The sequence below is a fragment of the Rothia mucilaginosa ATCC 25296 genome (assembly GCF_000175615.1).
Lineage (GTDB): Bacteria > Actinomycetota > Actinomycetes > Actinomycetales > Micrococcaceae > Rothia > Rothia mucilaginosa.
Map to the genome: position 1 here is coordinate 37,838 of NZ_ACVO01000010.1, position 13,467 is coordinate 51,304.

Here is a 13,467-nt window from a genome sequence, read left to right on the forward strand (position 1 = left end):
CTTTTTGGGGCGATCCTCTTACCGCCACGCGCTCAGCATAGGCACCCCCAAACCGCCGGCACACTACTGCAACGCACCACCGTCGGAGTTTGAGAGCACCCGAGCATCCATACCTCAAGGAGCTCGTATGACACACGTACTTCAGCCGCAGGCGACCTTTCCCCGTTCCGCTTCTTCCCGCGATGCCCGCTCGCACGCCACTTCCCATGCAGCGGCGCACATTAGTATCGCTCATCTGCACTTTGCGCATCCGAGCCAGCCTCCGCTTTTTGCGGATCTTTCGGCGGTATTTTCTGCGCCACTCACCGGACTCATTGGTGACAATGGTTGCGGAAAAACAACCCTTATGCGGTTGATTTTGGGCGATTTGGCCCCGAGTTCCGGTTCTTTGGCGGCGCCGGAACACATGGCGTATCTACCTCAGGATATGGGTCTGAATCGGAATCAAACCCTCGCCGAGCTCTGCGGAATCACCGAGATTCTGTGGGCACTGCAGGCGGTGGAATCCGGCGAATACTCCCCCGAACTCTACGAGACCATCGGGGATAACTGGGACGTTGAGGAGCGCACCCTCGCGGCTCTTGCGACCTACGGATTCACCCCGGCGACCGTGGTTAATAGTGACAACTCGGAGGCGGTTCGGGCGCTCTTTGCCCGTAGCATGCGCAGCTTCTCCGGTGGTGAGGCGGTCATTGCCGCGCTTGCCTCGCTGATGATTTCTGACCCCGAGTTCATTCTGCTCGATGAGCCGACGAACAACCTGGACTCCTCGGCGAAGGCTCAGCTCTTCACCGCACTGGAGGCGCTGCCCTGCCCGGCGCTCATCATTAGCCACGACCGTGACCTACTGGAGCGCATGCACATGATTGCGGAGCTTCACGCCGACCGCCAGGGGCTGGCGCATCTGCGCCTCTTCGAGGGTAACTACAGCACATACCGGCAGGCGCTGGAGACCGAACAGCAGGCGGCTCAGCATCGCGTGACCGAGGCGAAGAACCGGGTGCGTTCGGCGCATCGCGAGTGGGTGCAGGCGCAGGAGATTATCTCGAAGAACATGGCGCAGGTGTGGAAGGACGACCAGCCGGATACGATTCTTGCCCTCGCCAAGGACGCCTCACGTCAGGCGGCGGCAAAGCTTCGAGTTCTGCGCGTCGGCAAGCAGGAGCAGGCTCAGGAGGAATACCAGAACGCCCAGGATGAGGTGCGCGTGCAGGAGAAAATCTATGCCGAGCTGAGCCAGCAGCCCCTACCCGCGGGGCGCAAGGTGCTGGAGCTGCACAGGGTTGATTCTCGTGGGACTAACCCTCAGCAGGTTTCACGTGAAACATTTACCGCTCAGCAACCCACTAAGGTTGATTCTCTGCATTTTTCACCCGTTGAGGCAGATGGCGAGAGCCGGCAGGGAACCCTTGCGGAGCACCCCGAACACCTGATTCTCAGCGGCCCCGAGCATCTGCGCATCACCGGCGCAAACGGTAGCGGCAAGACCACCCTCCTTGAGGCAATTGCCCACGCACAAGACCCGGAGTACCGCTCCCCCGTGCAGCCCGCCTACCGCGTCGACTACTGCATCGAGGGGGCGTACATTCCTCAGCGCATCACCCTCGACCCGCAGCTCACCCTCCTACAGAGCGTGCAGCGGGCAAACCCCGGAGTGAGCGAGCAGCATCTGCGTGACCAGTTGGCGCGCCTGCTTTTCCGCCGAGAGAGCGTGCACCATAAGACCGGCGAGCTCTCCGGTGGTGAGCGTTTCCGTGCCGCGGTGGCGCAGGTGCTTCTGGCAGATCCGGTACCACAGCTACTCATGCTGGATGAGCCGACGAATAACCTCGACATTTCTTCGGTGGATTGGTTGGTGCAGGCGCTCGAAGCCTATACCGGTGCGCTCATCGTGGTGAGCCATGATGAGGATTTCTGCCGCCGCATCCGCATTGACCGCACGATGGCGCTCTAACTAGGGTTCCGTCTAAGGTTCCGAACCCAACCCCGCGGGTGCTACCCGGGGCTTAACGAACGGGTGCCCGGCACCTCCGAATATTGGAGGCGCCGGGCACCCGTTTCAGTTATCTCACCGCGGCTACTTCACCGCGCTGACGAAAACTTAGATTAGAGGACCAGGCCCTTGGTCTGGGACACTGCGCGCTCGAAGCGAGCCTGAACGTCAGCCCAGTTCACAATGTTCCAGAATGCCTTGACGTACTCGCCCTTGACGTTCTGGTAGTCCAGGTAGAATGCGTGCTCCCACATGTCCAGCTGCAGAACGGGGATCAGTGCAACGGAGATGTTGCCCTGCTGGTCGTAAAGCTGCTCGATGATGAGGCGCTTGCCAACGGTGTCCCATGCGAGGATTGCCCAGCCGGAGCCCTGAATGGTCAGTGCAACGTTGGTGAAGTGCTCACGGAACTTGTCGAAGGAGCCGAAGAACTCGTCGATTGCCGCTGCCAGCTCGCCGGTGGGCTTGTCGCCGCCCTCGGGGGACAGGTTGTTCCAGAAGATGGAGTGGTTGGTGTGGCCACCCAGGTTGAACGCCAGGTCCTTGGAGAGCTTGGAGACGTTGCCGTATGCACCGTTCTCGCGTGCCTCTTCAAGCTGCTCGAGAGCTGCGTTAGCGCCTGCAACGTATGCTGCGTGGTGCTTGTCGTGGTGCAGCTCCATGATCTTTGCGGAGATGTGGGGCTCGAGCGCCGCGTAGTCGTAGGGGAGTTCGGGGAGAGTGTACTTTTCAGCCATGATGATGCCTTTCATTAGAAAACTTGGCTTGTATTAAAGATTACCAGCGTAGCGTTTACTTTACTTTTCATGAGTTGGGGAGCGTCACATTTATGTAAGACCTCGCTCGAGCCTGTGGATTTTAGGCGGAGACTTTTCCCCACAGCTGTGGATAACCCTGTGTATCGACAGGATTTTCAGGGCCGGCACCCTATTCTGCCTTGAAATACCGGGGTATGCACTCATATGAATAACAGTGCTGTAAGTTCTCCACACTGTGGATAACTGCTGTGGATAACATCCTATTTTGGGGATGCGAGGGGGATAAACTGCAGAATTTTCGCCCTCATTCGGGGTGTTTTTCCTTCTACTAGCCAAAATATTGAGTGCCCACAGGGCCGCCGAGCGATCTTACGCGCCTCTTTACGCCGGAGGCGGTGGATTAAGTGCACAGGGTTATCCACAGCTGTGGAAATTTTCGGGTTCCGCAGTTTTAAAGGTGAAAAGGTCTTCTATTTAAGAACTTACCCTCGCTTTTAACAGCCTCGAAAGCCTGTAATTACAAGAATTTTTCGACTGGGCCCCTCTTTGCATCTTGCATTGCCACCATCGCCAGCTTCACCAAATCACATGCGTGTAAGTTCTCCACACTGTGGATAACCATTGTGGATAACCCCTATGGATAACATTCCTGGCGCGATACGGCGCAGCAACACCACAGCTGCAAGGTGCACAGTGCAGATACGCAGACCCCCCAACTCATGCTCCTCCCCTAGTTCGCAGGGGCGCTCTTGCTAATCCCTATGAGGGCAAAGAAAAAGAGCACCCGACCATTGGATGCTCTTAGAGTGAGTTGATAGAGATTTCAGTTAAAAAGATACGGTACGGAATGCAGCCCAACCACGAACTGCACCCGCACCGCACATCCGTCGGTAGAAATACGAGTTACTCGTACACCGACGACAATCACCGATAAATAGAGAGTCGAACCTATCGAAGCGAGCTTCCGGTCTCGCCTCGGAGGCTTCCTTCGACCCCGTTATGTAATTAGTGTACACGGTTTCATTACGGTTGCAAAGCCAAAACCGAGATTTTTTTAAAAATTTTGTTATCGTTTCGTTATTTTTCACCCTTGGCAAGCTCTTTACACTCCCTAGAATTTTCATCCACACCCCTAAAACCCTTGATATTCCGCGGAAGTTGACTCAATTCATGAGTATGCTTCTTGGTACGTTCTCATCTATACTTGTACCGGAAATCTTTTTAAATATGTCGTGCATCACTTGTCTACCCTAGGTTTTTATAGTCACTGCGTGCAAAAAGATGACCCTAGCACCCTCCAAAAAATTAGCACCAAAGTGTCAACCATTACTTGACCGTACCAATTTAGGGTTACCGGGCAAGACCTTTCGCTACAATGGGTGCCAGCACACCACACCTCCCCTTAATAAGGGAGCTCCATATCCGATAAAAGAGGAACCAATCCCGTGTCCATACCAACCACGTCTGCGCAGCGGGCTGACAATACCGCACACAGCGAATCCATCCAGTGGCTCTCCCCGCAAGAGCGAGAAGGCTGGCTCTTTATCAGTTCCATCATCTTCAGCCTCACCCGCAAACTGGAAAACCAGTTGCAGAGCGAAGCTGGCATTAGCTTTGTCGAATACATGGTGCTCGCGATGCTCTCCGAGTCCAAGGATCATTCCCTCACCATGACCGAGCTGGCAGTTACTACCAACACCCTCCCGGCACGCCTCTCCCGCGTTGTGGCACGCCTGGAGAAGGACGGCTACGTCCGCCGCTCCCTCAGCGCAGAAGACCGCCGCGTCAGCATCTGCCACTTGCTCCCCGCAGGCGAGCAGAAGGTGCAGGAGGTCGCACCCGGCCACGTGAGCGAAGTACGCCGCCAGATTTTCGACCACCTGACCACCGAACAGGTTGAGCATCTCGCAGAAATTGGCGAGGCAGTCCTCGGCAACACCCCCTCAAACGTCATCTCGATTGATGCACTGCAGCGTGGGGACTACCCCACACAATAACCTCCTCCGCCTTCGGGTAAGATTCGCCCCGGGCGAGAGTTGAGAGAATCAGAGATAAGGCACATTCCCCACTGGGAACGTGCCTTATCTCTTTAACAGATTTCTTAAATAGGCTCTTGTAGCCGCGAGCGCTGCGGTACGCACGAACCTTAAAGCCGCCTAAAGTTGCCCCGAGCATCGATACATTCGAAGAATTTTAAAAAATTTTTGCGGCATCACGTACCGCTATGAAATGTCGGATGACCGGCTGTCGGGCGCAGGGGCATCATGCGTATACGCGGGATGTTGGGGTATCTAATACCGCTTTAAACCGCGAAATCTCAAGGAAAACCACCCAATACCACATAACCCAAAGAAAGCATTCAGGGCATCCGCACTAAGGGTTGTGGTGACAATATGTCAGGGGTACCTTATCTGATTCACCGATTAGCCTTTTCTCTCTGTACATGACGCACCCCACCCCTTACGATAAATATCAACAGGTTGCACCGCGCCATCCCGGCACCCAAAAGCAACCACCACATAAGGAGAAACCATATGTCTAAGTCTTTCTACGACCTTCTGAACGAGCAGATCGGCCACGAGTTCGCAGCATCTCACCAGTACCTGTCCATGGCTATCTGGCTCGACGGTGAGGACCTGCCCCAGCTGGCTAAGTTCTTCTACCAGCAGTCCCTCGAAGAGCGCGAGCACGCACTCATGATGGTTCAGTACAAGCTGGACCGCGGCCACAAGGTCGAGATCCCCGCTGTTCCCGCTGTGAAGAACGACTTCGCGAACGTTCAGGAAATCGTTGACATGTCCCTGGCACAGGAGAAGGTTGTCACCGGTCAGATCGAGGCTCTGTTCTCCGCAGCACGCGCTGAGAACTACGCACTGGGCGAGCAGTTCATCCTCTGGTTCCTGAAGGAACAGGTTGAGGAAGTTGCAACCATGGAGACCCTGGTGACCATCGTGAAGCGCGCAAACGGCAACCTCTTCGACCTGGAGAACTACGTTGCACGCGAGCTGGCACACGACCACGGCCAGGAGTCCGGCGCACCCGCTATCGCAGGCGCATAATCTCGCATTCGCACGACTAGAGCGCTAGTCGAACACGCAGAATAGCTGCAGAAATACTAAACGTTCCGCTCTCACCGCACCACGCGGCGAGGGCGGAACGTTTATGCATATACGACAAAAAAGCACACCGCGGTGCATCGTCCAGGAGCTAAAAGCCGCCAGCGGGTACTCGAATACTCATACAGTGCAGAGTAAACTTAAAAGCCTTAGATGCCGCATAATATCGCGGCAGAAAGAGGAGAGAATGACTCACACCAACCCAGATACCCTCAGCCGCGGCTCATATAGCAACTCACGCCGCGTAGCCGACATTCTGCGTGCAGAATCAGTCGGCGGTACCGTACTTCTGATTGCGACGGTGCTGGCAGTAGTACTCGCCAACACCCCCGCATCCAGCTTCTACTTCGGTCTGCGAGACACCGTTGTTGGCCCGGTCATCCCCGGTTTCAACCACCTGCAGATGAGCATCGGTACCTGGGCGGCAGACGGCCTGCTCGTCGTTTTCTTCTTCCTCACAGGTCTGGAGTTGAAGAAGGAATTTGTGATTGGTGACCTCAAGTCGCCTTCCACCGCGATTGTGCCGATTGCGGCTGCCTTCGGTGGCGTGGCAGTGCCCGCGATTATCTACACGGCGCTGAACTTCACCAGCCCCACCGCTCTGCACGGCTGGGCGATCCCCACCGCAACCGATATCGCGTTCGCGGTGTCTGTTCTCGCCGCCGTGGGTACTTTCCTCCCCTCGGCGATGCGCGTCTTCCTGCTGACCCTGGCTGTGGTCGACGACCTGATCGCAATCTGCATTATCGCAATCTTCTACACCAATAACTTCCACGGCGAGTACCTGCTCTTCGCACTGATTCCGCTCGCACTTTTCGCGTTCATCGCCTACCGTGGCGAGACCATGCTGCATCTGAAGCCTCTCGCCGCATGGGTTCTGCTATTGCCCCTGGGCATCATCACCTGGGCACTCTTCCTCGAGTCCGGTATTCACGCCACCATTTCCGGCGTGGTTCTGGGCTTCCTGGTGCCCGTGAAGATGTCCGCACGCTCCGAAGCGGCACACGCAGAACACGGTCTGGCAGAGGTGCTGGAGCATCGCTTCCGTCCCCTCTCCACGGGCATCTGCGTGCCCGTCTTCGCGTTCTTCAGCGCGGGTGTGGCCGTTGGCGGCTTTGAAGGCCTCGGACGCGCCCTCACCGACTCGGTGGCGGTCGGCATCATGGTTGCGCTGGTCGCCGGTAAAACCATCGGTATTTTCGGCACCACCTGGCTCGTGACTCGCTTCAAGAACGCTAACCTCGACCCGGACGTCGCCTGGATTGACGTGGTCGGCCTGGCTGCAACCGGCGGTATCGGCTTCACCGTGTCCCTATTGGTGGCTGAGCTGTCCTTCCCGCACGGCTCCCCGCACACCGAGGATGCAAAGATTGCGATTCTCTTCGGTTCCGTGCTCGCCGCGATTGTTGGTGCCGTTATCCTTTCACGCCGTAACAAGCACTACCGTGCCCTGGCTGAGAAGGAAAGCGTAGATGCTGACGACAACGGCATCCCCGACGTCTTCGAGGGCACCTACCGTGACCCGAAGACCGAAGCCTAGTAAGAACTCCTAAGGTCTAGCACCTTCCCTACACCCCAATCCCCCGCTGATAATGATGTCTCACCGCACTACCTCACGTCGCCGTACAGCACGAGCAGGGCAGGCGCCCGCGCCTCCTTCAAGGTATGCAGAGATATCAGCACGCGTGGTGATTGGGGTGTATTCTTTTGCCGCGCTACTGACCACGTTCGCGTGGATTCTTTCTCCTCTGCGGCACGGTCGCGGCTTCACTTGGTGGGAAGTCACCGCTGACCTGCTGAATATTCCCTCCACGCACACGCTACCCAGCGCCATTACGATGATTGTGCTTGTGTCCGGGCTGATTGTGCGCAAGCGTGCCGCTCTCATTGCGGCCATCGTTTTTCAGGTGCTTGGTGTGCTGATCGCCAGCCATAGCGCATTCACTCTGGTGTTCCCCGCGGGGATTATGCCGAAGGACCGTATTTTCTCCTCGACGGTCGATACGCTCTCCATCGTGTTTGCGTGCGCGCTGGTGCCTTTCCTTTTCTCAATTCGTTCAGCGTTCCCGGCGCGTATTGGTCGCCTCTCGTGGGTGGGTGCGGCGTCGACAGCCGTTGGCGGTATCCTGCTGACTACTCTGGTGCTCTGGTACCTCTGCCACATTGGTGTGTGGGAGCCGTTGCGTTCGGTGACCCCGTGGGAGTTGCTGATGCACGGCATGGGTATTGAGCGTACCCATCCTGGTGTTTGGTCTGCGGATGTGGTGGGTTTCTTGGCGTCCTTCGGTTACGGTGCTTCACTGGTTGCGGCGCTGTACCTGTTAGCGCGCGGTTACCGTGCCCCGGATGCGTGGACCGGCGAGAAGGAGCTGAAGATTCGCGCTCTGCTGCAGCAGTACGGTGCCAATGATTCGCTCTCCTATTTTGCGACGCGCCGCGATAAGCAGGTCATTTTCTCTCCGGATCAGAGGGCGGCGATTACGTACCGTTCGGTGGGTTCGGTGTGTTTGGCGTCGAGCGACCCGGTGGGTGACCCTGATTCGTGGGATGCCGCCATTGAGCAGTGGATGCTGCAGGCGCGTAGCTATGGTTGGGTTCCTGCGGCGCTGAGCGTGAGTGAGGCGGGTGCGCGCGCCTATAACCGTGCGGGCCTGTCGATTATTCAGATGGGTGAGGAGGCGGTCCTTGAGGCGGACCGTTTCACGCTCAATGACACGTCGATGCTACCGGTGCGTCAGGCGGTTCAGCGTGTGCGTCGCGGCGGGTACACGGCGCAGATGCGTCGCTTTGCGGAGCTGGATGAGCAGCAGCGTCAGCAGGTTGCGGAGAATATTTCTGCGTGGCGTCATGGGCGTGTGGAGCGCGGCTTCTCGATGGCGCTGAATCGTGTGAATGATCCGGCGGATTCTTCGTCTGTTCTGGTGTCGGCTCATGATGAGGCTGGTCAGATGGTGGCTCTGCTGTCGTTCGTCCCGTGGGGTCCTACGGGGCTGTCTTTGGATGTTATGCGCCGCTCCCCTGAGGCACCTAATGGTGTGGTGGAGTTTATGGTGGCGTCGCTGATGGAGCAGGCGGCGTCTTTGGGTGTGCGTCGGGTGTCGCTGAATTTTGCGATGTTTGGCCATATTTTTGAGGCTGCTGATCAGGTGGGTGCGTCGGCGTGGAACCGTTTTGCTTCCCGCTCTTTGGGTGTGCTGGATCGTTTTCTGCAGTTGCGCCGCCTGTATCGTTTCAATCTGAAGTTTGCCCCGCTGTGGGTTCCTCGTTTTTTGGCGACGGAGCCGACGTTGGCGATGGCGAATGTTGTGGTTGCGTCGGGTATGGCGGAGGGCTTTTTACCGAATTTGTCGGCGCGCCGTTTGCAGGATCAGGAGCAGGTTCTTTCTGCAGATGAGCTGGAGGCTCTTCGCCAGATGCAGCTCGCTACTGTGGAAGAGCTTCCTGAGGTGTCGCGTAGCGATCAGACTCAGCACCGTCTGCGTCATTTGGAGGCGCTGCGTGCGGCGGGCATGGAGCCGTATCCGCTGGGTGGTTCTTTGGGCAGTACCAGTGCTCCTGTGCTGGGTGTGAAGGATGCCCTGCGTATATTCTCTTCTGAAAATATTCCAGATTCAGAATTCATAGTTTCGGGGCGTATTCGCGCGCTTCGCAACCACGGTGGAGTCCTCTTTGCAACTCTGATTGAAGGGGATGAAACCCTGCAGGTCATCATGGAACGCGGCCTGGTGGGCGAGCTCCCGTTGAGCCTCGCCTCCCGCAATCTGGATACCGGTGACATCATCACCGTGCAGGGTACCTACGGGGTGAGCCGTAACGGTACCCAATCGCTGATTGCCACCTCCTGGCACATGGCGTCGAAGAGCCTGCACCCCATCCCCTTCGACTCCTTTACTGATCCGGAGGCGCGTCTGCGTCGCCGTTCCACGGACCTGTTGGTGCATCCGGATCAGATGCAGAATCTGCGTCTGCGTACCGCGGTCATTAAGGCGCTGCGTGCCCGACTGGATGCGGAGGGTTTTCTTGAGGTGGAGACCCCGATTCTGCATACGGTGCACGGTGGCGCGAGCGCGCGCCCGTTCCGCACGTATATCAATGCGTACGGCGAGGATTTGACGCTGCGTATTGCGCCGGAGCTGTATTTGAAGCGTCTGGTGGTGGGCGGTAGCGGTCCGGTGTATGAGCTGGGTCGTGATTTCCGCAATGAGGGCGCTGATGCAACCCATAATCCGGAGTTTACGGTGCTTGAGGCGTATCGTCCGTATGCGGATTATGTGCAGATGCGCGAGTTGACGGAGCGTCTGATTAAGGATGCCGCTCAGGCGGTGTTTGGTTCGGTGTCGTTGCCGCTGGGTCGTAAGGCTTTGAGCGAGCGCACGGTATCTGATGTGTCGGGTCCGTGGCGTGTGGTGTCGGTGTGTGATGCCCTGTCGGAGGCGCTGGGTCGCCGCGTGGATGTGCAGACAGATTTTGAGGAGCTGCTGGCTTTGGCGCAGCAGCACGGTGTGCGTGTTCATGAGGGTATGGGTCCGGGTGCCATCGTTGAGGAGCTGTATGGTGAGCTGGTTGAGGCACATACGGTGGAGCCGACGTTCTATACGGATTTCCCTGCCGAGACGAGTCCGCTTGCGGCGCCGCATCGTAGTGTTCCGGGTTTGGCGGAGCGTTGGGATTTGGTGATTAACGGCATGGAGATGGGCTGTGCTTATTCTGAGCTGGCGGACCCGCTGGTGCAGCGTGAGCGTCTGACGGAGCAGTCGTTGAAGGCGGCTTCGGGTGATCTGGAGGCGATGGAGGTGGATGAGGATTTCCTCTACGCCTTGGAGACGGGTATGCCGCCGACGGGTGGTTTGGGTCTGGGCGTGGACCGTTTGGTGATGCTGTTGGCTCAGACGCAGATTCGTGGGGTGTTGTCGTTCCCGTTTGTGAAGCCTGAACGCTCATAGCCCATCCGATGCCCCCGCTTCTCCGCTAAGCCCGGTGCGAGGTTTTGTGCCTTGTACCGGGCTTTTTGTGCCCGCCCTGCCGGTGCCGTCAACACCTCCACGGAGTCTATATTTACTCTGCCCATATATTAAGTATTCGTTACATTTTGGCTTGGGCCCCTTTTTTAAGTTGCCGAGCGGGTGGCGTAGCCGACACAATGAGGTGACTAATCATACGGAGTGTATCTGTCTCCGTTACGCGGCTTTGAGTCCGCGCCACCCAGCAATGTAGCCCACACGTTGTCCGTCTTTCGGATTTGAGCGTGCGGGCTTTTTGCTTTCAAGATTGGAGTGCCGAGTGGATTTTCTTCTGAATATCATCGGGGACATTAATACGCAGACTGCGGAACTGACTTCCTCCGTGGATGCCGTGCAGAACTGGATGTGGAGTAATTTCCTCTACTACGCTCTGATTGCGGCTGGTCTGTACATTACGATCCGTACTCGCGGTGTGCAGTGGCGTTCCATTAAGGAAATGGTCCGTGTCCTGGGTGACCCGGTTGCTCGTGAGGCTGACGGTAAGAAGAGCATTTCTTCGTTCCGTGCGTTTACTGTTTCGGCGGCTTCTCGTGTGGGTACCGGTACTGTTGCGGGTGTTGCTTTGGCTATTGCTATGGGCGGCCCGGGTGCTGTGTTCTGGATGTGGGTTATTGCTGCTGTTGGTGCGGCTTCTGCTTTTGCGGAGTCCCTTCTGGGTCAGCTGTATAAGGAGCGCGGTAAGGATTCCTATATTGGTGGTCCGGCGTACTACATGAAGCGCGGCCTGAATGCTCCGTGGATGGGTTACATCTTTGTGGCGTTCATTGTGGTCACTTATGCGTTCGTGTTTGTGGCGGTTCAGACGAATGCTGTGGTGGATGCTGCGGCGAACTCGTTCAGCATTGATGTTTCGGGTACTAACTCGATGGGCTTCCGCATCACTATTGGTCTGATTATGGTGGCTTTGACCGCGGCTATTATTTTCGGTGGTATTCGCGCGATTTCTTCGGTGACTGAGTGGCTGGTTCCGATTATGGCGGTACTGTATCTGCTGCTGGGTCTGCTGGTTGTTCTGCTGAACATTACCGAGGTTCCGAATATGCTGCTGATGATTTTCCAGGGCGCTTTTGGCATTAAGGAGTTTGTGACCGGCGGTACCATGGGTGCCGTGATTTGGGGTATGAAGCGTGGCCTGCTGACTAACGAGGCGGGTATGGGTACTGCTCCGAACGCTGGTGCGACCGCTACTATTTCTCACCCGGCTAAGCAGGGTTACGTGCAGACTTTGGGTGTTTACTTTGACACGATGATGGCGTGTACTGTGACTGCGTTTATTGTTCTGCTGTCGAACCCGACTTATGGTGATCGTTCTCGTGGTGCGTCGCTGACTCAGTCGGCGTTGGCTATGCAGCTGGGCGATTGGGCGGTTCACTTCCTGACTATCGCGATTTTCATGTTTGCGTTCTCGACTGTGATTGGTAACTACTACTACGGCGAGTCGAATATGCGTTTCGTGACTGAGCGTAAGCTGCCGATGAATATTTTCCGTGCACTGGTTCTGGTGTTCGTGTTCTTCGGTGCGATTTCTTCGCTGGATCTGGTGTGGACTACCGCGGATATGTTGAATGCCGGCATGGTGATTGTGAACTTGACGGCGGTTCTGTTGATGACTCCGCAGGTTGTTGCGGTGTTGAGGAACTATGAGGCTCAGCGTAAGGCTGGTTTGGAGCCGATTTTCAAGGCTTCGGATATGCCTGAGTTGAAGAATCTTGCGGCGTGGGATGGTACCGATGCGGTGACTACCCGTGAGTTCTGGGCTGAGTATGATGCGAAGGCTGCTGAGCGTCGTGCAGCGAAGAAGGCTAAGAAGGTTAGCCGCTAGTTTGTGAGCTACACGCAGGTTTCTGCGTAAGGCTTTGCGGAGGGTCCGTCCTGCTGTGCGCGGGGCGGGCCCTTTTGCGTGCTTGAGGGGCGTATGGGGCTGCCCATCGGGGTAGGCTCTGAACGCCTCCTTGAACTACCCTGAGGGCTTGTGGATTCCTCCGGGTCTGTATGCTTAGGAAGGATGTTAGGAGGGCTTATGGATTGGCATGCCGTACTGGAATTGGTGGTCACGGTTGTTTTTCTGGCAGGTATTGCGTTGGCGCTGCTGTGCTTGGTGACGATTCATCGGAACCCGCATTTTTCGGAGGTACAGAAGCTGAAGTGGCTTCTGCTGGTGTTGTGCCTGCCGTATGTGGGTCCGGTGACGTGGTTGTTGCGTGCGCGTTTGGAACGTATTGACCGGGAGCGTGCTGAACACGAGCGTACGGCGCGGGAGCGGGGTTCCGCGGCTGCTTCCGGTGGAGTGACCGACAGTGCCCCCGATAATGCTTCGGAGGCTCTTTCTGACACCCCCACCAAGGCTAAGTAACGAAGGTCACACATTCTCGATTGGACAGCACCGCATGCAGTCCGTATAGTTTTATGTGTTGCCTGCGGTGATACACCGTAAGACACATGCGCGAGTGGCGGAATAGGCAGACGCGCACGGTTCAGGTCCGTGTGCCCGTGAGGGCGTGGGGGTTCAACTCCCCCCTCGCGCACCAACGATCCCCGGTTCGAAAGAACCGGGGATTTTTTCATATCCATAACCAATT

Annotated in this window: 8 protein-coding genes and 1 tRNA gene; 8 read left to right on the forward strand and 1 reads right to left on the reverse strand. The window is 56.9% G+C overall.

Annotation, left to right across the window (positions count from 1 at the left end):
* The first annotated feature begins 127 nt into the window (after nucleotides 1-127).
* Complete coding sequence (locus tag ROTMU0001_RS03045; RefSeq protein WP_005508066.1) at nucleotides 128-1,954, forward strand: ATP-binding cassette domain-containing protein; 1,827 nt, start codon at nucleotides 128-130, stop codon at nucleotides 1,952-1,954.
* 152 nt (nucleotides 1,955-2,106) lie between these two features.
* On the opposite strand, the gene ROTMU0001_RS03050 is transcribed toward ROTMU0001_RS03045, so the two are convergent.
* On the reverse strand, nucleotides 2,107-2,730 hold the full coding sequence (locus ROTMU0001_RS03050) for a superoxide dismutase (RefSeq protein WP_005507370.1): 624 nt from the start codon (nucleotides 2,728-2,730) through the stop codon (nucleotides 2,107-2,109).
* Between the two features lie 1,466 nt (nucleotides 2,731-4,196).
* On the opposite strand from ROTMU0001_RS03050, the gene ROTMU0001_RS03055 reads away from it, so the two are divergent.
* The 7 genes from ROTMU0001_RS03055 (at nucleotide 4,197) to ROTMU0001_RS03085 (ending at nucleotide 13,416) form a co-directional block, all read left to right on the forward strand.
* Nucleotides 4,197-4,748: a MarR family winged helix-turn-helix transcriptional regulator gene (locus ROTMU0001_RS03055; RefSeq protein WP_005508068.1), complete on the forward strand. Its 552-nt coding sequence runs from the start codon at nucleotides 4,197-4,199 to the stop codon at nucleotides 4,746-4,748.
* 537 nt (nucleotides 4,749-5,285) lie between these two features.
* On the forward strand, nucleotides 5,286-5,810 hold the full coding sequence (locus tag ROTMU0001_RS03060; RefSeq protein ID WP_005507373.1) for a ferritin: 525 nt from the start codon (nucleotides 5,286-5,288) through the stop codon (nucleotides 5,808-5,810).
* Nucleotides 5,811-6,054: 244 nt separating this feature from the next.
* On the forward strand, nucleotides 6,055-7,407 hold the full coding sequence (gene nhaA, locus ROTMU0001_RS03065) for a Na+/H+ antiporter NhaA (RefSeq protein ID WP_005508072.1): 1,353 nt from the start codon (nucleotides 6,055-6,057) through the stop codon (nucleotides 7,405-7,407).
* A gap of 52 nt (nucleotides 7,408-7,459) precedes the next feature.
* Nucleotides 7,460-10,810: a bifunctional lysylphosphatidylglycerol synthetase/lysine--tRNA ligase LysX gene (lysX, locus tag ROTMU0001_RS03070; RefSeq protein ID WP_080548159.1), complete on the forward strand. Its 3,351-nt coding sequence runs from the start codon at nucleotides 7,460-7,462 to the stop codon at nucleotides 10,808-10,810.
* Between the two features lie 337 nt (nucleotides 10,811-11,147).
* Entirely contained in the window at nucleotides 11,148-12,710 is a 1,563-nt protein-coding gene (locus ROTMU0001_RS03075) for an alanine/glycine:cation symporter family protein (RefSeq protein ID WP_005508076.1), read from the forward strand.
* Between the two features lie 198 nt (nucleotides 12,711-12,908).
* Nucleotides 12,909-13,241 (forward strand): PLDc N-terminal domain-containing protein, encoded by a 333-nt coding sequence (locus ROTMU0001_RS03080; protein WP_005508078.1) that lies wholly within the window; start codon nucleotides 12,909-12,911, stop codon nucleotides 13,239-13,241.
* Between the two features lie 88 nt (nucleotides 13,242-13,329).
* Nucleotides 13,330-13,416 (forward strand) — tRNA-Leu (locus tag ROTMU0001_RS03085).
* Nucleotides 13,417-13,467 lie beyond the last annotated feature (51 nt).

What these genes read in the sequence shown, in the direction of transcription:
- ROTMU0001_RS03045 (WP_005508066.1), top strand. Translation starts at nt 128, where the DNA reads ATGACACACGTACTTCAGCCGCAGGCGACCTTTCCCCGTTCCGCTTCT.
- ROTMU0001_RS03050 (WP_005507370.1), bottom strand. Translation starts at nt 2,730, where the DNA reads ATGGCTGAAAAGTACACTCTCCCCGAACTCCCCTACGACTACGCGGCG.
- nhaA (WP_005508072.1), top strand. Translation starts at nt 6,055, where the DNA reads ATGACTCACACCAACCCAGATACCCTCAGCCGCGGCTCATATAGCAAC.
- ROTMU0001_RS03060 (WP_005507373.1), top strand. Translation starts at nt 5,286, where the DNA reads ATGTCTAAGTCTTTCTACGACCTTCTGAACGAGCAGATCGGCCACGAG.
- lysX (WP_080548159.1), top strand. Translation starts at nt 7,460, where the DNA reads ATGATGTCTCACCGCACTACCTCACGTCGCCGTACAGCACGAGCAGGG.
- ROTMU0001_RS03080 (WP_005508078.1), top strand. Translation starts at nt 12,909, where the DNA reads ATGGATTGGCATGCCGTACTGGAATTGGTGGTCACGGTTGTTTTTCTG.